The sequence below is a fragment of the Acinetobacter sp. TG2027 genome, from assembly GCF_000302435.1.
Taxonomy (GTDB): Bacteria; Pseudomonadota; Gammaproteobacteria; order Pseudomonadales; family Moraxellaceae; genus Acinetobacter; species Acinetobacter pittii.
On record NZ_AMJN01000057.1, the window covers coordinates 25,987 to 46,784 of the forward strand.

Genomic DNA, 20,798 nt, shown 5'->3' on the forward strand with positions numbered 1-20,798 from the left:
ATGAAAAAGAAAACTCCTATTTTTAGGAGTTTTCTTTTGAAGATAGTAATTTTTTATTATTGCGTTGCATTAAAAGCCTCATGGTATTTGACATTCGCTTTTGGAATATTGCCCGAGAAAGTTAGAGCCTGAAAATATTCACTCGGTACATCAGGCAAGATTAGCTCAGGGTAATTTTTAAAACCAAATCGGCTGTAATAATTTGGATCACCTAATAAAACACATCCTTGAGCGCCAAGTTGTTTTAATTTTTCTAGTGATTTATTGATGAGAAGAGAGCCAACACCGCATCCTTGCTTATTTGGATGAACTGAGATAGGACCTAAACCATACCAACCTATTTCGCCTGAGCTAATCTCAACCGGAGAAATAGCAATATGTCCAATAATAGACTCATCTTCAATTGCAACTAGAGAAATAGTAAGTTGTCCGTGAGCTCTTAAACTATTAACAATAAAATGCTCGGTATGACTTGTGTGCTCAGCATTTTGAAAAGCTGCTTTTGTCAATTTTTCAATGGCTTCAATATCTTCGGCTTGCTCATCACGAATAATAATATTCATTAAAAATTCTTCCAGACTTATAGATTATCCATGTACTTTAACTTTTAAATAATTATTGAAAAGAAAGATAATTTAGATTTCTAAGATACTTTATTTGTTACTGGTTATAAAAAGCAACTACTACTCATCAAACTCATACATAAAGTAAAATTTTATAAAAATCATTTTTAATATAATCACTTTAAAAATAATTTTGAGGGTTAATAAGTTGAGAAAAATCATTAAAACATTATTACTATCCACGCTTATTTCAGCTACTTCGTTCACTATCTATGCCAAAAATACTGAGCAAAAAGTTAATTTTTTACAAAGTTCACCACATACCACTTTAACTGGAAAATTTCAGGGTTACGATGATGTAAGGTATAGAGTTTATGCGAAAAAAGGCCAAATATTAAAATTTGATATCAATAGTCTGGGGAATTTAGCCTACATTAATATTTTTGCACCTGGTAAGAAGCCAGGTAAAGATAACGCATTATTGATTGGCTCAACTATAGGTTTTAAAGGAGAGCTTACTTTACCAGTTGACGGTGATTATATTATTCAAGTTTATCAAATGCGTAATAGTGCTCGTAAAAATAAAACTGTCAAATATACTTTAGACCTCGAGTTATTAAACAAAGTGAAAAAATAATAACTGATGAAATTTACTAGCTCTCAAATGAGAACTAGTAAATTTGAAAATTGCTATATTACTAACGATTACATTAAAGAAAATGACTCATGAATGCCCGAGCTTTCAACAAACAGTTGATCGTGTGAAACGAGCAATATCGCACCTTCATAACTTTGAAGAGCATTAGCAAGTAACTCTCTAGATTCAATATCCAAATGATTTTCGGGTTCATCTAATAACAGAAGGTCTGGTGTTGGTTTTATCTGGCTAAGGGCCAATAAAGCTACTTTTAATTTTTCACCACCACTTAACTGAGACAATAGTTGGATACCTTTATCTCCACGAATTCGAAGTTGACCTAGCAAATTTCTCCATTCGAGTTCTGAAAGTTCATTATTCATGTGAGATAAATTTTCAATAACAGTGATTTCATCGCATAAAAAGCTAAAGTTCTGGTCGAGGTAGAAACACTCTACAGACAGGTGAATGCTGTCGCAGAGTTGATTGTTCTGTGCATGAATTGCCTTAAGTAAAGTTGATTTTCCAATACCATTTTGTCCTGTTATGTGAATTTTTTGAGCTGCTTGTACAGCTAGATCGATGGGTTTTTGAGTACCATGTTTCAGTTTCAATTTTTTAATCCGCAGAATTTCACCAGATTTCTTATGAAAAGACGGGAAGAAAAACTGTTGAGGTTTAACCGTTTCGAGAAGCAATTTCTTATCTTTTAAATCATTTTGACTGTTCGAAATCTGACGTTGGTGTTGAGACTGTATAGCAGCAATGCTTTGGCCTGCTTGTTCCTTTTTAAAGTCGAGCAAAATCTTGGCTTGAGAATTTGATTCTCTTAATTTATTGCCAGCACGCTCTCGTTTTTGAGCTTTCATTAATACATCATGTTGCTTTTGCTTCATGTGCTTAACTTCACGTTGGCTCTGTTGAATAGATTGCTCTAGAGCTGCAATATTGGTTTGATACTGCCCATAAAATTTTTCATAATTTCCGGTGGTGTGATGTAGACCATGTTCATTTAAATGATAAATATAGTCGACTTCATTTAATAAAGTCCGATCATGGCTAATGATAAGACTACCTGCTGGGTGTTTTTTTAAATGATCGATTAACCATTGTCTAGATTCCTGATCTAGATGATTACTAGGCTCATCAAGTAATAGATAGTGGTCTGATTTTAAAAATAAACAGCTTAGAGCCAATTTGGTTTTTTGACCTTCACTTAAATTTTTAACTGGGAAATCTAAATCTGTTGGTAAACCAGCTGATTCTAAGAGGTTGTTCCATAAAGTGGGCAGGTCCCATTTACCTTCCAATAAATCATAATCATCGAAGTCGGCATTACCCTGTTCAACTCTTTTAAAAGCGTCGTAAATATCTAAGATATCTAAGGCTTCAGCAATCGTCAGTGCTCTCAAACGATGCAATTGAGGTAAATACGCATATTTTACATGCCAAGATATTTGCCCTGATGTAATAACTGAATCTAATGCAAGCGTCTCATTTAACAATTGCATAAGCAAAGATTTGCCTTGGCCATTACGACCAATTAGGGCGGATACCTGATTCGATTCAAGACTAAAATTTAGATGCTTAAACATTACCTTTGAAGGGAACTCTAAGGTAAGTTGCGATATTACACATGCCTGCTGAGTCATAAAAAACCTCATAAATACAGGATGTACAAAATAGGAGAATGATAATTTTTAATAGAGACGGTAAATCACAAAAATAGTCTATTTTGCACATCAAAAAAGAAAAAATTGATGAGAAAAAAGACTTACTTCATTGGCGTGACTCACGAAATTGATGGAATAGTGAACTATTCTATAGAGTTTTTTAGTGGGTGTAAAATTTCTATAAGTTATTTTATTAAAAAACCCAATCATAGGATTGGGCTTTTATCTTTCAAGTATTTTACTCTTTTACGACTAAAACTTGAATCTTGGTGCTATTTAAAACATCTTGAGCAAAGCTACCCAAAATTAGTTTTTGGAAACCTTTACGACCATGCGAACCAATCACAATCAAATCAGAACCTAAGTCTTCTACGGCTTTCAAAATACCATCTGAAGAAATTTCACCTTGGATGATTTGAGTCTCTGCATCAATACCTTCTTCAGCACATAAAGCTTTAACTTTTGCGAGAGTTTTTTCTGCGTTGGCACGTGCTTCAACAAAATAATCTTTTACAACAGGTGAGATGTAATAAAAATCTACGCCACTAAAAGGATCTACCGCAACCAAACTAATGGCGGTCAATTTACTACCAAATGCTTTTGCAATATGAGCTGCTTGTCGAGCTGCTGCTAAAGAAATGTCAGAACCATCTACTGGTACAATAATATGTTGGTAATTCATAATGTTATTCCTCTTATTTACAGTTGTTATATGTATGAAGCTTTTATTAATTAAAGATTAACATATTTCATTCTGTGGAGACATCTATTCAATTAAAAGTAATTGAAATTAAATAAATTATATATAAATCAAATAATTGAATTGATTGCTTTGCTGATTTTGAACTGATAAGTATGCTGTAGACCAATAATTGTTAATATTTACATGAAAATTACAAAAAATTACGGTTCATATTTCTGTCATAAAGAAGCCGTATAACAAAATAGTAAATTAAAGGGGGGCTAAGAAAGATGGCAGATTTAACAGCAAAGAAAGTCAATAAACTCATTGAAGAGTTTAGTCAAACAGGTAAAGAACCTCAAAAGTTAATCATTGGCTACAAAACTTATGCAAGACTGATGACTGAAGATAAATTTGCAGAAAAAGTTGTTCCTTCACTAGAAGACTCAAAAGAACGCTTATATAAAAATTTAAAAATTAAACTTGTGACTGAAAAACATTATTTTGAAATTAAATAAAACTTATGTGAACTTCATCACTGTCTATTAAACTAAATTAACATTAAATAAGTTTAATAACATTATTAATGTATGATGATACAAATTAATAGTGTAATCAACATTTGAAAACAGCAATCGTTTATAAACTCGATAGAATAAATTGCTTTTATTTTAAGTAGTGGAATAAATTGAAATGCCAACAATCAGTGTAATTATTTTTTATACTTTAGCTATATTAGGCGGTATAACAATTGTTTATGGATTAATCAGTTTAAGTGCTTTTTTAATTACAATCGGATTGGCTCTATTATTTGCAGCACTTTTATTAAAAAAAGAATTTAAAATAGATATTTTATTTTGGCAATAAATATAATATTTATTTGTAATTTATTTTTTTATAAAAGTATTTCGTTATTACTGACATAAAAAAATGTCAGTTTTTAAAAGATTAAATTAAGTTTTTGTAGAGATATGTGGTTAATGATGTTTTTTGATCAAAATAATTACAATAAAATATAAAAGTAAGAAATTTAAAATTTATTTAAGTATTTAAAAATAAAAAAGTTTCAATTAGGATAAAAGTAAAATAGTAAGACCATTTTAGCTATTAAACAATAACAAAGTGAGGTAGGCATGACTTATAAGTATGAGTATGCAGGGTTCTGGTTAAGATTTGGCGCAATGATTATTGATAGTCTTATTCTTTGTTTAGCAATTATTCCAGCCGCATGGATTTTTTATCGGGGAGATTACGACTTAGTATTTGCTACAGGCTTAAGTAGTCAGCCACAAAACTATTGGTTTGACCTGATTGTGAACTACGCATTTCCTTTTTTATATTCAGTTTTATGTTGGTTGTATTTTGCAGGTACACCCGGCAAACGTTTGATGCGCTTAAAAGTTTTAGATGAAAAAACAGGCAACAAGCTCACAGTCATGCAAAGTATTATTCGATATATTGGCTATATTCCATCAATTTTAGTATTTGGTATTGGTCTTTTTTGGGTGGCATTTGACGCTAAAAAACAAGGCTGGCACGACAAAATGGCAAAATCAGTCGTAGTAAGAGAGTTATAAGAAACCATACTAAAAAGCGTTCATAGCATTGAAAATAGGTAGCTATGAACGCTTTTTTTATTAGCTTTTTTGGGCTTTAAATTTGAGCACAAAAAAAACAATAATTCCGACCACCAATCCCCAAAATGCTGAGCCGATCCCGAAGAATTGAATACCCGAAGCGCTACATAAAAAGGTAAATAATGCAGCTTCACGTTCTTCAATTTGAGCAAAAGCAATCGCAATGTTGTGGCTGATCGTACCAAGTAATGCAATACCAGCCAAAGCGACAATAAAAATATGGGGGAAAGACATCAATAAACTTGTGAGTGTTGCAGCAAACAAACCCATTAAGATGTAGAAAAAACCACAGCTTATACCTGCAATATAGCGTTTGCTTGGGTCAGGATGAACTTGGTCGTCTAAGCTTACGGCAGCACTAATCGCAGCAATATTGACGCTATAACAGCCAAATGGTGCAAGCACAACTTGGGTTAAACCTGTCCAGCCAATGAGTTGATTCACGTGTGGTTTGTAGCCATAACTTTTGATCATGGCAATACCCGGTAAATATTGAGAAGCCATACTAATCACAAACAGTGGCAGTGCTAAGCCCAAAAGTGCTGACCAGCTAAAGTCAGGACTAATCCAAACAGGTTTTGCTAAAGACCACTGAATTGTAGGCATATGAAATTCTAAAAAGACAGGACACAGGGCAATACCTGCAATTACGGTAAATACAATGCTATAACGCGGCCATAATCTTTTTGTAATGACATAAATGCTAAGTAAGGACAAAACAAATGCCCAATCATTTTGTAAACTTGCGAAAAGTGAAATACCAAATTTGAGCAGGACGCCTGCCAGCATGGCACTTGTTAAACTTTGAGGAATGTATGACAGCACTTTTTGAAAAATACCTGAAAGGCCTAAAATAGCTGTTAGTAAACCACCAACTAAAAAAGCACCAATCGCTTCATTTAAACTATATCCACTACCTGTTGCCATAATTAAAGCAAGACCAGCGGTTGACCATGCCGTCGCTACAGGATATTTAAATTTCCAAGAAAGAATGAGTCCTGATAAGCCAATACCCAAACCCAAAGCCCAAAACCATGAAGTGATTTGTTCAGGTGAAGCACCTAAAGCTTGAGCCGCCTGAATCACTAAAACGGCCGAAACACTAATACCAATGAGAAAGGTAATAAAACCAGCAAATACTGCTGGAATTGAAAAATCTTGAAGAATTTTTTGCATGATACGTATTCTAAATCCAAGAAAAATTAATAGGCTTCTGCCATTGCTTCCAGTTGGGGTGAATTTAACAATTTTTTTTAAGAAGGTGCTTTCTATTTTTAGGTTAAAAAATAAATAATATTTTTAAATTCTTAAATAATGCTATTATTCGTTCCATAAATAACAATGAATCAAGAATATTATTTTATGGATGAGAAAGCTGAAAATTTAACTACACTAGAACTGAAAATTATGCGTGCCTTACAGGAAAATGGGCGTTTAAGTAATGCTGAATTGGCTAAACTTGTAGGTATTAGTACATCATCTTGTTGGAATCATACTCAGCGTCTTTTTAAGATTGGAGCAATCTTGGATGTCCGTGCTCGGATCAATCCCAATACGGTTCAACGTGGTACTGTGGTGTTAGTCGGTGTAGTTTTGGATCGTTCAACCCCTGACAGCTTTCAAGCATTTGAACAAGCGTCGGGTGATTTGGAAAATGTTTTAGAGTGTTATCTGGTGGCGGGAGAAGTCGATTATTTTCTAAAAATTCGTGTTAAAGATTTGGCTGCGTTTAACCGATTTCATAGTGAAAAGATTATTGCTTTACCCGGAGTAAGACAAGTCAGAACTTTTTTTGTACTTAATGAAGTTAAAACAGATGGCATGCTGGACTTTTAGCAGTTCATAATGTTTTAACTTTCTAATCCAAAAGCTTATTAGAGTAAAAATAATTAAATCGTTGAGGTTGCTAGTTTTAAACCAAATCCGAAAAATAGAATTCCTACTAAAAAGATTCCGCTTGCTGCAATTTTATGGTTTTCTTTAAAAAATGCCGAGAGTTTAATTCCAGAGAAGATTAGTGCAGTTAAATAACTAAAGCTAATGATCTGTAAAATAATCGCTAAAATTAAAAAGCTCAGAGCAGGATAAGCATAATCTGGCTCAACAAATTGAACAAAGAAAGAGAGGAAAAATAAAATCGCTTTAGGATTGAGTAAACTAATACTGAGAGCTGTTTTATAAGGATGAATTTTATCTAAAGCGGGTAAATCAGCCATTTCTGGTTGAGTTTGATTGCGTTGTTTCCAGCGTTGAATACTGCCTTGTAACAGTTTAAAGCCTAAGTAAGAAAGATAAAGTGCACCTGTTAATTTAAGAATGACAAATACCCATGGGAATGCCTTAAGTAGAGAAGCAGCTCCGAGTACTGTACATAGCATTAAAATAAGGTCACCGGTGAAAATACCGAATGCACCCATATATCCGGTTTTAATCCCGTAGCGCGAAGCGATTGACATCACATAAAGAGAATTGGGTCCGGGCAATAACACAATTAGGAATGTACCAATAATATATGTTGTTAAATCTGTTATGCCGAACACGAGAAACCCAATAAAAAACCGATTTTTATCATGATAACAAAAATCGGCAATTTTGTATGAAAAGTGCAGTTTTTTAAGATTTTATTTCCGCATCAATTCCAAAAGACTGACGTAACAAAAGGCTTAATTGGTCACGTGCTTTAATAAAGCCATCAACACCACCTTGTAAAAGTTGGAATGCCATTAAGTCATGGTTAAGTTCATCTTTAAAACTTTGCTCATCTTGAGCTGGTCTAACAATGGCTTCTGCTTGTTTTGCTTGAGATGCATCAAGTGCCGCATCAACTGTACGGGTATCTTGCTCAAGCTGGGTAAGTAAGCTTGGCGAGATCGTCAGTAAATCACATCCAGCTAGACCAAGCACTTGATCAATACTACGGAAGCTCGCACCCATCACTTGAGTTGGAATGTTTTGCTGCTTGTAGTAAGTGTAGATTTTCTTAACTGAAACCACACCTGGGTCTTTTTCGATTGGGTAAGCGTCTACACCTTCAGCTTTTTTGTACCAGTCTAAGATACGACCTACAAATGGTGAGATTAAAGTCACTTTTGCATCTGCACACGCTTGGGCTTGATGTAAACCGAAAAGGAGAGTGAGGTTGCAAGCAATTCCTTCAGCTTCGAGCACTTTGGCAGCTTGGATACCTTCCCAAGTCGATGCAATTTTAATAAGAATACGTGACTGATCAATACCGTAACCTTTGTAAAGTTCACATAATTCATGCGCTTTTTTAATGGTCGCTTCAGTGTCATATGAAAGTGCAGCATCAACTTCTGTTGAAACTCGGCCTTCAATCAGTTTTAAAATTTCTACACCAAATTTTACGGTTAAAATATCAATGGTTCTTTCGATTAACTCATCGTTGCTATAGCCTTCTTCTTTGGCTTGATAATAAGCATCTTCAATGAGCTCTTTACTTTCTGGTTGTTCTGCTGCTGCCGTAATCAATGAAGGATTAGTCGTCGCGTCTAATGGACGGAATTTACGAATTGCATCAAGGTCACTACTGTCGGCAACAACGGTCGTTAATGTTTTTAATTGGTCAAGTGCTGTATGAGTCATTGATATTCAACATCTTCAGTAATAAATCTTATGTTTTCTTTATAGCACAAAGTCTATTCATGCTGTCGATATATCAATTGTTATATTTCAAAGAAAAACGTTTAGGTTCTGCATCTAATTTGAAATATTTTTAAGGCAGTGGTTGCATTCGTTGCTTACGGATATGTTCAATCAAAAATCTAGCAGCGGCACCAAGCTCACTTTCTCGACTCCACACCAAATCAACATAATATTCAAATCGGGGAGTGAAATCTAATAAATCCAATACTTTAAGTTTATTTTTTAATTCAGGATTTTCTTTAAACATTTCTTGAGGAAGAACACCCCAACCCAAATTTCGCAAGATCATTAAACAAGCGGAGTGGTGGTTATCTGTGCGCCAATAATGTTTCGAAAAAAGTAATTCTGGTTTTAAAGTCTCATCTCGGCTTGCAACTACAATTTGTCGTGTAGTGAGGATTTGTTCATAAGTAACCTGATTTTGACCTGCGAGGGGGTGGTTATTTGAAATAACTGGAATTAAGGCCTCACGTTTAAGCTCTACAAATTGTTCTCTGTTATCTAGGTGCTCGCGTTCAAACATCAGTGCAAGTTGGGCAGACCCGTCTAATAACATTTGGAGTGCATCTTCTTGAGGGGCAGAGACAATATTAATTTGTAAGTCTGGAAAACGACTCTCTAAAAGACAAATATAGTCTGTCCAATTGGTGTGTAAAAGTTCAGACACAATCACAATAGTTAAATTAGCTTCCAAACCTGTACTTAACGCGTGAGCATGCTGTTTCCATTGATTCATCTCAATCAAAAGCTGAGAGGTCTTTTCATATAAAACCCTTGCTTCGTCAGTAGGGACGGGTTCGCGGCCTTTACGGTCAAATAAAGTTAAGTCCAGATCAATTTCTAAATTGGCAATAGACATGCTTACAGCCGAAGGAACTTTGCCAAGTTTACGCGCTGCTGCAGAAAAAGAGCCGGTTTCAATCACGGCTTGAAACATGAGTAGTTGTTCTTGATTAATATTCATCTGTCAAAAAAACTGAAAGAACCTGATTGGATTAATCAATATTATAAAAATAAAATGCACATTATCCAAGTTATTATTGAGTATTTAAAAATGTTGATTTCCAAGAGAAGACTCATTCATGCAATCAGTTATGAAGGAATTTTATTGGTCATCATTGCGATTGCATTAAGTTTTATTTTTGATATGCCAATGGATGTAACCGGTACACTCGGTGTGTTTATGGCAGTGGTTTCAGTTTTCTGGAACATGATTTTTAACCACTATTTTGAAAAAGTAGAGCATAAATATAATTGGGAAAGAACGATCCCTGTGCGGATTTTACATGCGATTGGTTTTGAAGGTGGTTTGCTGATTGCAACTGTACCAATGATTGCATATATGCTTCAGATGAGTGTCATTGATGCACTTATTTTAGATATTGGTTTAACCTTATGTATTTTGGTTTATACCTTTATTTTCCAGTGGTGCTATGACCATATTGAAGATAAATTTTTCCCAGATGCCAAAGCTGCATCACTTCATTAAGCTAATCTATTGAAATGAAATAAGCACCCAAATGGGTGCTTATTTTGTTAGGTCGTTATAGAAATTATTTTTCTACAATCGCAACCACACCTTCACCACCTGCTGTACAGATAGAGATTAATGCGCGGCCTGAACCTTTTTGATTAATCAATTTAGCAGCAGTTGCTAAGATACGACCACCAGTTGCAGCAAATGGATGGCCTGCACCTAAAGATGAACCATTTACGTTCAGTTTAGAACGGTCAATTGAACCCAAAGGTGCATCTAAACCAAGACGCTCTTTACAGAATTTTTCATCTTCCCAAGCTTTCAAAGTAGATAACACTTGAGATGCGAATGCTTCATGGATTTCATAGAAATCGAAGTCTTGAAGTTTAAGGTTTGCACGCTTAAGCATGCGAGGCACCGCATAAGCAGGGGCCATTAACAAACCTTCTTTAGGACCGTTCTTACCAATAAAGTCAACAGCTGCTGTCTCAGAGAAAGAAAGGTAAGCTAAAACTTCATGACCGTTTTCTTTTGCCCATTCTTCAGAAGCAAGCAATACCACAGAAGCGCCATCAGTCAACGGAGTTGAGTTACCCGCTGTCATTGTTGCAGTTTCGCCTTTACCGAAAACTGGCTTCAATTTAGCAAGTTTTTCAACTGTGCTGTCTGCGCGTAAGTTGTTGTCACGGTTAAGACCTAAGAATGGAGTCATTAAGTCATCAAAGAAACCACGCTCATAAGCAGCAGCAAGTTTTTGATGGCTGCTAGCAGCTAACTCATCTTGTGCTTCGCGAGTGATACCCCATTCTAAAGCAGTGATGGCTTGGTGCTCACCCATTGAAAGGCCAGTACGTGGTTCACCATTGCTTGGTGCATCAAGAAGCTTTTTAAAATCAATTTTTGTTAAAGCTTTAAGACGGTCTTTACCAGTTTTAGCTACATTGAGTTCAAGTAAAACTTTACGTAAACCATCACCTACAGCAATTGGTGCATCAGAAGTGGTGTCTACACCACCTGCAATACCTACATCGATTTGACCAAGTGCAATTTTGTTTGCAACAACAAAAGCTGCTTGTAAACCTGTACCACAAGCAATTTGAATGTCATAAGCAGGAGTTTCAGGAGCAAGATCTGTGCTCAATACAACTTCACGAGTCATATTAAAGTCACGACTATGTTTTAAAACAGCACCAGCAACGACTTCACCAATACGCTTACCTTGTAAGTTAAAGCGTTCAACCAAACCATTCAATGCTGCTGTCAGCATGTCAGAATTTGACGCTTTGAAATAAGCAGTATTTGAACGTGCAAATGGAATACGGTTGCCACCAATAATTGCAACGCGGCGAACAGTGTTTTGGCTCATGGTTTTATCCTGTTGAACAGAAGTTTTGGTTTTTGTTGCTTTTGGTGCTGCAGCTACATTTGAAGATGTAGAAGTAGTTGCTGTAGCCGCGCTCTTAGTGCGAGGGCTACGTGCAGGTGCAGTCGTTGAACGAGTACGTGTCGTTTTTGATGTATTAGTTGCTGCTTTAGGAGTAGTGCTGTTACGCTTAGCCGTGTTTGAAGCCGACTTTGATGTATTTGACACTTTTTCCTGAGCAGAATTCTCGACTGCTGGATTTTCTTGAGTTGTTTTGCTCATAAGGCTTTTCCAAGCATAATAACGATATTCTTGTAAGCTACCTTAACACAATTCAAATAGACCTGTATTGACTAGAATGACATTGTAGATAGCATTCAGGTCAAGACATCCAAAGATGAAGTCAAGTATGATTTGGAGTAACTCTAATGAACGACTGCTTTCATATTGTTGCTATTCATCTCATAACATACTGAAGCCTGTCGTAGAAAATTCATTTCTTTGAGAGATAATAATCATGACTGATCAATACCAAGCATTTACACAATCTCCTATTGGTAAATTCGTTGTTAAAAATCTGGGTTTACCATCGCCAGTTGTATTAGAGCGTTTTGAAAGTGCTCAGCCAGTAGTGAATGGTGCAGTATTGGTTGGCGCAGCGCCGTCAAGTGTATTATCTGGTGAAATTGCACAAGTACTTAGCAATGTTCATGCAGATAGCTATGTAGGCAATAACGTTGCTTTACAACAAGAAGCTGCAAAAGTTGGTTTAAATTTACGTCCATTCAATGCAGGCGACAAAGAATCAAAATTCAAAGCAGTTGTATTTGATGCATCTGGTATTCAAAACTCAGAACAGTTAAATGAACTTTATAAATTCTTTAACCCGATTGCACGTCAAGTTGCGACTTCTGGTCGAGTGATTGTGATTGGTACAACTCCTGAAACTGCAAAAACTGTAAAACAAGCGATTGCTCAGCGTGCACTTGAAGGCTTTATCAAATCTGTAGGTAAAGAATTTAAAAAGGGTATTACTGCTCAAGTTGTCTATGTTGATGAAGGTGCTGCTGCAAACCTTGAATCAACATTACGTTTCTTGCTTTCTCCACGTTCGGCTTATGTATCTGGTCAAGTGATTCGTGTTTCTAAAGCAGACGTGGTTGATGTTGATTGGGCAAAACCACTTGCGGGTAAAACTGCCTTGGTAACTGGTGCAAGCCGTGGTATTGGTGAGGCAATCGCACATGTGTTGGCACGTGACGGTGCTCATGTTATTTGTCTAGATGTACCACAACAACAAGCTGACCTTGACCGTGTAGCTGCTGACATTGGCGGTTCTACATTGGCAATTGACATTACAGCTGCTGATGCGGGCGAAAAAATTAAAGCTGCTGCGGCAAAACAAGGCGGTTTAGATATTATTGTTCATAACGCAGGTATTACACGTGACAAAACTTTGGCAAACATGAAGCCGGAGCTTTGGGACTTGGTCATTAACATTAACTTGTCTGCTGCTGAACGTGTAAATGACTACTTGTTAGAAAACGATGGTCTAAATGCAAATGGCCGTATTGTTTGTGTATCATCAATTAGTGGTATTGCTGGTAACCTTGGTCAAACAAACTATGCTGCGTCGAAAGCTGGTGTCATTGGTCTAGTGAAATTTACTGCACCTATTCTAAAAAATGGTATTACCATTAACGCAGTAGCACCTGGCTTTATCGAGACTCAAATGACTGCTGCCATTCCGTTTGCAATTCGTGAAGCTGGTCGCCGTATGAACTCAATGCAACAAGGCGGTTTACCTGTTGATGTAGCAGAAACAATTGCATGGTTTGCATCAACTGCTTCTACAGGCGTAAATGGCAACGTTGTACGCGTGTGCGGTCAAAGCTTGTTGGGCGCTTAAGCACTTTTAGCTAAATAGGGGTGCTTGTGCATCCCTTTTTTATTCAAGAATCTATAAATTATAAAAGGTTAGGTATGAATACTCGTCATTTTAGCCAGCTACCAAAAGCGGCATTGGCTTATCCAAAAGTAGTGCAAGGTTTAATTTTTAAAAAACCGAAAGGTCCAAAAATATTACCGCAAGTTGAATATGTGGTAGATACCCTAGAAATTGATCAGAATCATCTCAAAGCTTATAACGAAGTATGTGGCTTCAAAAATAATGGCTTTGTACCCGCAATTTATTTGGCTGTGCTTTCTCAAAGTTTGCAAATGCACATGATGACGGCAGAAGCCTTTCCATTTCCGATTTTAGGTTTAGTGCATATTCGTAACCAGATTAAACAGACCAGACCGATTGGCGTAACTGAAAAACTCACTCTGTCATGTAAATTTGGGGAACTAAAACCACATGATAAAGGCGTTCAGTTTGACTTTATTACCACGGCAAAAGTTGGCAATGAAGTGGTGATGGAGGGCTTAACGACTTATTTATCTCGCCAAAAAGTTGAGAAAAGAGTGGGTGAGAAAGCTAAAGAAGAACAAGCACCAGCTTATGTTCCAAAGGCAGAGTGGAATATTTTAGAAAACACTGGTCGCCGTTATGCGAAAGTGTCTGGTGATTTTAACTTAATTCACATTCATGCCATTACTGCAAAAGCATTTGGTTTTAAGCAAGCCATTGCGCATGGCATGTGGAGCAAAGCAAAAGCTTTAGCGAACCTTGAGTTGCCAAATGCTTATGAAGCAGATGTGTGGTTTAAGCTACCAATGTTCTTGCCATCAAAAGTTGAGTTTTTAACTGCAAATGCAGATAAAAAGACTGATTTCTTGATTCGTAATGCCAAATCACAAAAACCGCATGTTGCAGGAACTGTAAAAGCATTATAAAAATAGCAGCAGCCTGAACAGAGGTTTGGGCTGCTTTTGAGCAAAATAACAAAAAATGCAAGGAAATTCATGTGATTAAAGAAATTTTACTGGCCGACACCCATAACTATCACGGTATTTTAGATGAACGTTTTATTGATTTAGCTCACCAGTTCAGCCGTCTTCAAGATGCTAGAACAGGACAAGGTGGAGCTGCTTTAGCGGTTTATTTTAGAGGCCAAAAAGTTGTAGATATCTACACCGGTCTAAAATCACAAACTGAAGCTTGGCAACCTGACACATTGGCAGTTTGCTACTCTACGGGTAAAGGTGTACTTGCAACTTTAGCGCATATTTTGGTAAGTGAAGGGTTTTTAGAATACGACAAACCGATTGCGACCTATTGGCCTGAGTTTGCTCAAAATGGAAAAGAGCAAATGACTTTGCGTCATGTGCTAAGCCATCAAAGCGGCATGTTTGATGTTCGAAATATCATCGAAAGTGCGCGAGAAATGCTCGACTGGTCACACATGTTAGATGTGGTCGCGGCGACTAAGCCAAGATTCCTCGCAGGAGAGGGTAATGCTTATCAAGCTTTAACATTTGGTTGGCTTGTGGGTGGTGTGCTTGAAAAAGCAACTGGTCAATCTTTAGATCAGCTCATGCAAAAATATCTCGTTGAACCGTTAAAGTTAGATGGGGCATATTTTGGGACGCCTGCAAATGAGTTGGATCGTGTAGCACGTTTAATTATTCAACCAAAACCTGAAAAACCAGCGGCTCCCCAAGTTGAAAAACCTAAAAAGCCTCAAGCACGTAAGAGTTCACTCTCTGAAAAAATGATTACGTGGACTGGACAAGACCCTCAAGACTTTCAAGATGCCATGATTCCAAAAGGAATGAAAAATTTTAGTTTCTTTAGTGATGAGGGACTGCAAGCAGTCATTCCGGCAGCGAATGGGACATTTACTGCAAATAGCCTTGCTAAAATTTATGCGATGCTAGCAAATCAAGGTGAATGGGATGGACAGCAATTGATTCGCCCAGAAGTATTTAAAGAACTTAGTACTATTCAAAGTTATGCACGTGATCGTGTCATGCCAATACCGATGAATTGGCGCTTAGGATATCACCGCATTATTACTATGGGTAAACGTGCAAAAAATGGCTTTGGACATATTGGTTACAATGGTTCAGGAGCGTGGTGTGATCCTGAGCGTGACCTCAGCTTTGCCTATACCCATAACTTCCAGATTGGTTCAATTACAGGCGATTATCGTTTGTGGGGGCTGACTCAAGAAGCTTTACGTTGCACCGACCAAATTTTAAAAGGCCGTAAAGGCTGGTTCTAATTTTAGTATTTTAAAGCTGGTATTTTTAAGCAATGCCAGCTCAATACCTATAATAATTCTAGGCGAATAATCGCTTCGGTATGGCGCTTGAAATCTTCCTCAGCTAAACCTTGTAAACCAAGTTTATAAATACCTTCTAAGCCGCAAACAAAGGCAATGAGTCGCCATGCAATGTCTGTGGAATTTGATCTGTTTTTAAATTCACCTTCTTTTTGGCCACACTCAATCGCTTGCACAATTGTTTCATGCCAACTTTGCATGGCAAGGTTATAAGCCTTTTGTATTTCTGCATCTTGCTCAATCAATAGTTCAGCTTCATTCCATAAACGTAAGTAGGGCTGAAGTTTGTCGATATTTTCTGCACCCAATAGGATGAAGAGTCTTTGAAATTGGCTAGTTGTTTGGAGAGTTTGTTCAATTTCATCGAGCTGTTCCATCAGCTTTAAAAAAGCTTCAGCTTTTAAATGAGATGCCGAAGAAAAGTGGTGGTGAACTTGTCCGGTAGAGGTTTGTGCTTCTGTTGCGATTCTACGTACCGTCATGGCTGTAAAACCTTCAGCCAAAGCAACTTGCATGGCAGCTTGCAGAATCATTTCTCTGCGTTGATCGCGATTAAGATAGGCCATGTTTCTTTCACCTGACTGAATTCGACACAAATTACATTAAAACTAAAAGTTGGACAAGTGTCCAATTGTGTATATAATAACCATAATTTGAACACATGTCCAAGTTTTGGATATTGAAGAGCGTTATGCAAAAAAAATGGTTAATCCTGACAATTATCGTCCTTATTTATTTACCGGTTACGATTGATGCAACGGTGATGCATGTTGCAACACCATCTTTAAGTGCAGCATTGAATTTAACTGCCAATCAGCTTTTATGGGTTATTGATATTTATTCACTGATTATGGCGGGTTTGATTTTGCCAATGGGTGCACTCGGTGATCGTATCGGCTTTAAAAAATTATTATTTATAGGAACCGCAGTTTTTGGTGTGGGTTCGTTAGCTGCGGCTTTTTCTCCAACTGCCTATGCCTTAATTGCTTCTCGTGCTGTCTTAGGGCTAGGGGCAGCTATGCTTATTCCTGCCACTTTATCCGGCATCCGTAATGCCTTTACCGAAGAAAAGCAGAGAAATTTTGCACTTGGTCTTTGGTCTACAGTGGGTGGTGGTGGAGCAGCTTTTGGTCCATTAGTCGGTGGTTTTGTACTAGAACACTTCCATTGGGGAGCTGTATTTCTTATCAATATCCCGATTATTTTAGTGGTTCTAGTTATGATTGCGATCATCATCCCTAAACAACAAGAGAAGACTGATCAGCCAATTAATTTAGGCCAAGCTTTAATCTTGGTTGTAGCCATTTTAAGCCTGATCTATTCAATCAAATCGGCGATGTACAGCTTTTCGGTACTTACAATCGTGATGTTTGTAATTGGTATAAGTACTTTAATTCACTTCATCCGAAGCCAAAAAAGAGCTACGACGCCAATGATTGATCTGGAATTGTTTAAACATCCAGTGATTTCTACCAGCATTGTCATGGCTGTTGTTTCCATGATTGCTTTGGTTGGTTTTGAATTACTCTTGTCTCAAGAGTTGCAGTTTGTACATGGTTTTTCTCCATTACAGGCAGCCATGTTTATTATTCCATTCATGATTGCGATTAGTTTAGGTGGTCCATTAGCCGGAATTTGCTTGAATAAGTGGGGACTTAGACTAGTATCTACTGTTGGTATTTTAATAAGTGGATTTAGTCTATGGGGGCTTGCCCAGCTTAACTTTTCGACCGACCACTTTTTAGCATGGATGTGTATGGTTTTTTTAGGCTTTAGCATTGAGATAGCCTTACTTGCTTCAACTGCTGCGATTATGTCATCTGTACCTCCGCAAAAGGCGAGTGCAGCAGGTGCCATTGAAGGGATGGCTTACGAGCTTGGGGCTGGTTTGGGCGTTGCTATATTTGGGTTAATGTTATCTTGGTTTTATAGTCGTTCAATTATTTTGCCAGAACAGCTTCCAACGGACTTAATTGAAAAAGCGAGTATCTCGATTGGAGAAACCATGCAATTAGCATCTAACCTTGAAAATCCTTTGGGAGGACAATTAATTGCAGTTGCGCAGCAAGCTTTTAGCTATGCGCATAGTTGGGTGCTTACCATTTCAGCTATTTGTTTCTTCCTTTTAACTGTATTTGTCTGGTTGAGTTTTCCAAAGAAAGTAAATTAAAATTAAAGGATAAAAAGAGACACTACCTTTCTTTTTATCCTTAAATATCTTTTTAATATTTTCTACATATTAAAAATTGGTTATTTAATTCTCATAAATAAACTATTCTTTAAAAAGGTTCATATTTTTATTTCAAAATGATTCAGTAGTCATGTAATTGAAATTTAATGAAAAATTAATTGTTGTGAAATTGACTGTGTAAAAATGGTTTGCTAACCTGCTATTCGAAAAATCTAAAAACAAATAAAAGAGGCTGCTGTGAATTTTAAATTAAAAACATCACTCATTATTGGAGCAATTGTTGCGTCTTCACTTGTATATGCCGCAACTGTACTTTCACCAAATCAGAATAATAATAGTGGATCAATTCCATCCGGTTATTCAGATTTAGAATTTAATCTAGCAAATGGGAATTGGGTCAAAAACCTCACTTTACCCACAAGCGCTAATAATTTGGACAAAATTACAATTCGTTCTAGTGCTGCCTATAGTAGTTATCTAGATACTTCTAATACCAATATTCCGTTAGAGGTTTTAAAGATAAATAGTGGTGATGTTTACCAATTCATCTTTAATAGTAGTCAAAATAAATGGATCGCTCAGTTAGCGACAGTGAGTCCTACTAATGGTGCGACCTATGAAGTCGTTCCATTAACAACTGCATCGATGCAAAAAGTACTTATTCAAAATGACAAATGGGCACAAACTATAGCATTACCGAGTGATGTACGTGATGGAACAACCGTACAAGTTGTTTCTACAGCAAGTGCAAGTTCGGACATTGATAAAACAAACTTACTATTCCCGAGCAGTTTTATATTAAAAAATGGATCTGAATATTGGTTTAAATATTATTCTGCTTTAGGAAAATGGGTTCCAGAATATATAAAACCACAGAAGCTAAATGTTCAGCAAATTGGAACGTCATTAGCGACAGTTAATAGTCCACTTACAGAAATTTCATTTGGAGATGGAAACTGGGTTTCCAATTTCACTTTGCCTACCACTGCAAGTGATCGGGATAGAATTATTATCAAGTCTACAGCGACTTGGTCTGCAAAAATTAATAATACTTATATTAATAGCCAAGCGACTTTAACGCTTAAAACAGGCGATCAATATGAGTTTATGTATGTAAGCGACAAAGGATATTGGCAGTTGATCTCTTCACCTACAAAGGTGATTGATTCAGCCGCAACAATCCCTGCAACTTTACCGAATATGACTCAGCCTACTTTAAAGGTAAAACTTTCTACCTCAAATTGGCAGCCAACCTTACAACTACCTGTTAAAGCTCAAGTCGGGGATAAGGTGGTTATTGTGTCTAATGCATCGGCAGACACTTATATTAATGCTGTTAATGGCTTGTCTACCGCAATTAAAAATGGTGAAAATCGCCGTTTTATATACACTGCTCAAGGCTGGACAGTAGATAGTTATACAATTGATATGTTGTTGGTTTCTAGCCCAGAGGTAAACTCAATTTTAGGAGAAAGCGCTGCAAAACTTAGAATGATTGAAGGCGTCAATTTAACGAATTTAACTGCTGAAAATTCGAATGCACGTTTTTACTTAAGAGATGTGGGCTATTTAACCTATAAAATTCCTGCTGCTACTCTAAAAGAAGCAATCTCTACTGGGCGAGATGACACCACGGTACAAAATGAGCGAAAACGTGTATTGGCAGATGGTGTCTATTATCAAGGTAATGAACCGGGTGATGGCGGTTGTGGTTGGGCTTGGATTAATGCTTCTGCATATAACATGATTGGCGCAAATGATATTGCTGGTTGTTCTTTCGCTGCTATGCGTCATGAAGTTGGGCATAATCTTGGCCTATACCATAATGGTTCAACAAATATTGGTTCAGGCTTTGCTCATCCTTTAGGAAGTACAGCAATGGGTGGTAATAATATTAATTTTTATTCGAGTCCCTATCTGTATAACCCTAAATATGGTGTACGTTTAGGTGTAGAAGGAAAAATTGATGCGGTCAGTGTCATTAATCTGAATGCGCAGAAAATTTCTCTATATAACTAATCTCTATTTCTAGCTGTAAATAATGAAGAAAAATAAATTGTTAATAGGAACTGCTATCGCTTGCGTGGCGTTAGCAGTTTTAATCTGGTTTGCTTTTTCACAGCAAAGCTCTTCTGCTTTAACGTCGTCTTCAGAAAATGGGCAAGAGACTGGGCAAAAAATGGCAGAGAATCAGAGTGAATTTGCTCGTCAAAATATACTGAATTTGAGTCCGTCCGAAAAAGAAAGATTGTCTCAGCAACAGATTGTTTTTAATGAAATAGAAAAGGATCAATTACCTTCTAATGTTAATTTTCCACTAATTAAAAATGCAGAAGGTATGGTCATTAAATATGATCCAAATGTGATTGAACTTAAAAAAGTAGGTGACACTGTTAAGTTCCAAATGTTGGAATATGGCATTAATCGCACGGGTAAAATTGTAGAGATCGAACCTGTTGACCAAGATATTGTTCGGTGGATCGGTAAATTTGATCAGGGTGATCCGAATCAAAATTTCTTTACCATTACTCAAAGTCAAAAAGACCACTATACGATTATGCAAATTTTTACCGAGAAGGGAAATTATTCGGCTGAAATTAAGGATGGGGTGGGACTCGTGCAAACGATGGATGAGGGTGTTACAGATCAGGAGTTACACCATGATCATCCTTAGACAAATAAA

21 protein-coding genes and 1 pseudogene are annotated in these 20,798 nt (G+C 36.8%); 13 read left to right on the forward strand and 9 right to left on the reverse strand.

What is annotated here, in order from left to right:
• Positions 1-56: 56 nt before the first annotated feature.
• Complete coding sequence (locus tag B806_RS0117835) at positions 57-563, reverse strand: N-acetyltransferase (protein ID WP_017386740.1); 507 nt, start codon at positions 561-563, stop codon at positions 57-59.
• Positions 564-617: 54 nt separating this feature from the next.
• Between B806_RS0117835 and B806_RS19815 the strand changes: the two are divergent.
• Together B806_RS19815 and B806_RS0117840 are read left to right on the forward strand one after the other, a co-directional pair.
• Positions 618-734 (forward strand): annotated as a pseudogene (locus B806_RS19815) (hypothetical protein).
• Positions 735-771: 37 nt separating this feature from the next.
• Positions 772-1,200 (forward strand): hypothetical protein, encoded by a 429-nt coding sequence (locus B806_RS0117840; RefSeq protein WP_017386741.1) that lies wholly within the window; start codon positions 772-774, stop codon positions 1,198-1,200.
• A 68-nt stretch (positions 1,201-1,268) separates the two neighbouring features.
• Here the strand turns inward: B806_RS0117840 and B806_RS0117845 are convergent, their stop codons facing one another.
• Together B806_RS0117845 and B806_RS0117850 are read right to left on the reverse strand one after the other, a co-directional pair.
• A complete protein-coding gene (locus tag B806_RS0117845) occupies positions 1,269-2,852 on the reverse strand; it encodes an ATP-binding cassette domain-containing protein (RefSeq protein WP_017403309.1) in 1,584 nt (527 codons plus the stop codon).
• A gap of 259 nt (positions 2,853-3,111) precedes the next feature.
• Positions 3,112-3,555: a universal stress protein gene (locus B806_RS0117850; protein ID WP_005073779.1), complete on the reverse strand. Its 444-nt coding sequence runs from the start codon at positions 3,553-3,555 to the stop codon at positions 3,112-3,114.
• Positions 3,556-3,845: 290 nt separating this feature from the next.
• Here B806_RS0117850 and B806_RS0117855 point away from each other — a divergent pair, with 290 nt between their 5' ends.
• The 3 genes from B806_RS0117855 to B806_RS0117865 all read left to right on the forward strand — a co-directional run bounded on the left by B806_RS0117855 (position 3,846) and on the right by B806_RS0117865 (position 5,132).
• Positions 3,846-4,073: a hypothetical protein gene (locus B806_RS0117855; RefSeq protein ID WP_002115208.1), complete on the forward strand. Its 228-nt coding sequence runs from the start codon at positions 3,846-3,848 to the stop codon at positions 4,071-4,073.
• A gap of 175 nt (positions 4,074-4,248) precedes the next feature.
• Positions 4,249-4,422: a hypothetical protein gene (locus B806_RS0117860; protein ID WP_017387327.1), complete on the forward strand. Its 174-nt coding sequence runs from the start codon at positions 4,249-4,251 to the stop codon at positions 4,420-4,422.
• A gap of 266 nt (positions 4,423-4,688) precedes the next feature.
• Positions 4,689-5,132: an RDD family protein gene (locus B806_RS0117865; protein WP_005068725.1), complete on the forward strand. Its 444-nt coding sequence runs from the start codon at positions 4,689-4,691 to the stop codon at positions 5,130-5,132.
• 60 nt (positions 5,133-5,192) lie between these two features.
• Here the strand turns inward: B806_RS0117865 and B806_RS0117870 are convergent, their stop codons facing one another.
• Positions 5,193-6,368, reverse strand: a complete 1,176-nt coding sequence (locus B806_RS0117870) for a benzoate/H(+) symporter BenE family transporter (protein WP_017387328.1) — start codon at positions 6,366-6,368, stop codon at positions 5,193-5,195.
• Between the two features lie 186 nt (positions 6,369-6,554).
• On the opposite strand from B806_RS0117870, the gene B806_RS0117875 reads away from it, so the two are divergent.
• On the forward strand, positions 6,555-7,028 hold the full coding sequence (locus B806_RS0117875; protein ID WP_017387329.1) for an Lrp/AsnC family transcriptional regulator: 474 nt from the start codon (positions 6,555-6,557) through the stop codon (positions 7,026-7,028).
• A 53-nt stretch (positions 7,029-7,081) separates the two neighbouring features.
• Here the strand turns inward: B806_RS0117875 and leuE are convergent, their stop codons facing one another.
• The 3 genes from leuE to B806_RS0117890 all read right to left on the reverse strand — a co-directional run bounded on the left by leuE (position 7,082) and on the right by B806_RS0117890 (position 9,819).
• Positions 7,082-7,732, reverse strand: a complete 651-nt coding sequence (leuE, locus tag B806_RS0117880) for a leucine efflux protein LeuE (RefSeq protein WP_025466057.1) — start codon at positions 7,730-7,732, stop codon at positions 7,082-7,084.
• Between the two features lie 73 nt (positions 7,733-7,805).
• Positions 7,806-8,795, reverse strand: coding sequence for a transaldolase (tal, locus tag B806_RS0117885; RefSeq protein WP_017387331.1), 990 nt, complete (start codon positions 8,793-8,795; stop codon positions 7,806-7,808).
• 130 nt (positions 8,796-8,925) lie between these two features.
• Positions 8,926-9,819, reverse strand: a complete 894-nt coding sequence (locus B806_RS0117890; protein ID WP_017387332.1) for a LysR family transcriptional regulator — start codon at positions 9,817-9,819, stop codon at positions 8,926-8,928.
• 90 nt (positions 9,820-9,909) lie between these two features.
• Here B806_RS0117890 and aceI point away from each other — a divergent pair, with 90 nt between their 5' ends.
• On the forward strand, positions 9,910-10,344 hold the full coding sequence (gene aceI / locus B806_RS0117895) for a chlorhexidine efflux PACE transporter AceI (protein WP_005073799.1): 435 nt from the start codon (positions 9,910-9,912) through the stop codon (positions 10,342-10,344).
• A 64-nt stretch (positions 10,345-10,408) separates the two neighbouring features.
• Here the strand turns inward: aceI and B806_RS0117900 are convergent, their stop codons facing one another.
• Positions 10,409-11,977, reverse strand: coding sequence for an acetyl-CoA C-acetyltransferase (locus B806_RS0117900; RefSeq protein WP_017387333.1), 1,569 nt, complete (start codon positions 11,975-11,977; stop codon positions 10,409-10,411).
• A gap of 235 nt (positions 11,978-12,212) precedes the next feature.
• Here B806_RS0117900 and B806_RS0117905 point away from each other — a divergent pair, with 235 nt between their 5' ends.
• The 3 genes from B806_RS0117905 to B806_RS0117915 all read left to right on the forward strand — a co-directional run bounded on the left by B806_RS0117905 (position 12,213) and on the right by B806_RS0117915 (position 15,864).
• Positions 12,213-13,604 (forward strand): 3-oxoacyl-ACP reductase, encoded by a 1,392-nt coding sequence (locus B806_RS0117905; protein WP_017387334.1) that lies wholly within the window; start codon positions 12,213-12,215, stop codon positions 13,602-13,604.
• 74 nt (positions 13,605-13,678) lie between these two features.
• Complete coding sequence (locus tag B806_RS0117910; RefSeq protein ID WP_017387335.1) at positions 13,679-14,533, forward strand: MaoC/PaaZ C-terminal domain-containing protein; 855 nt, start codon at positions 13,679-13,681, stop codon at positions 14,531-14,533.
• A gap of 71 nt (positions 14,534-14,604) precedes the next feature.
• Complete coding sequence (locus tag B806_RS0117915; RefSeq protein WP_000588776.1) at positions 14,605-15,864, forward strand: serine hydrolase domain-containing protein; 1,260 nt, start codon at positions 14,605-14,607, stop codon at positions 15,862-15,864.
• Between the two features lie 47 nt (positions 15,865-15,911).
• Here the strand turns inward: B806_RS0117915 and B806_RS0117920 are convergent, their stop codons facing one another.
• Positions 15,912-16,490 (reverse strand): TetR family transcriptional regulator, encoded by a 579-nt coding sequence (locus tag B806_RS0117920; RefSeq protein ID WP_002115186.1) that lies wholly within the window; start codon positions 16,488-16,490, stop codon positions 15,912-15,914.
• Between the two features lie 125 nt (positions 16,491-16,615).
• Here B806_RS0117920 and amvA point away from each other — a divergent pair, with 125 nt between their 5' ends.
• From amvA to cpaB, 3 genes are all read left to right on the forward strand, one after another.
• The gene (gene amvA, locus B806_RS0117925; protein ID WP_017387337.1) at positions 16,616-18,094 is read left to right on the forward strand and encodes a multidrug efflux MFS transporter AmvA; all 1,479 of its coding nucleotides are present in this window, start codon (positions 16,616-16,618) and stop codon (positions 18,092-18,094) included.
• 258 nt (positions 18,095-18,352) lie between these two features.
• Positions 18,353-20,134 (forward strand): metalloendopeptidase CpaA, encoded by a 1,782-nt coding sequence (gene cpaA, locus B806_RS0117930; RefSeq protein ID WP_017387338.1) that lies wholly within the window; start codon positions 18,353-18,355, stop codon positions 20,132-20,134.
• Between the two features lie 22 nt (positions 20,135-20,156).
• Entirely contained in the window at positions 20,157-20,789 is a 633-nt protein-coding gene (cpaB, locus tag B806_RS0117935) for a metalloprotease secretion chaperone CpaB (RefSeq protein WP_025466058.1), read from the forward strand.
• The last annotated feature ends 9 nt before the right edge of the window (positions 20,790-20,798 follow it).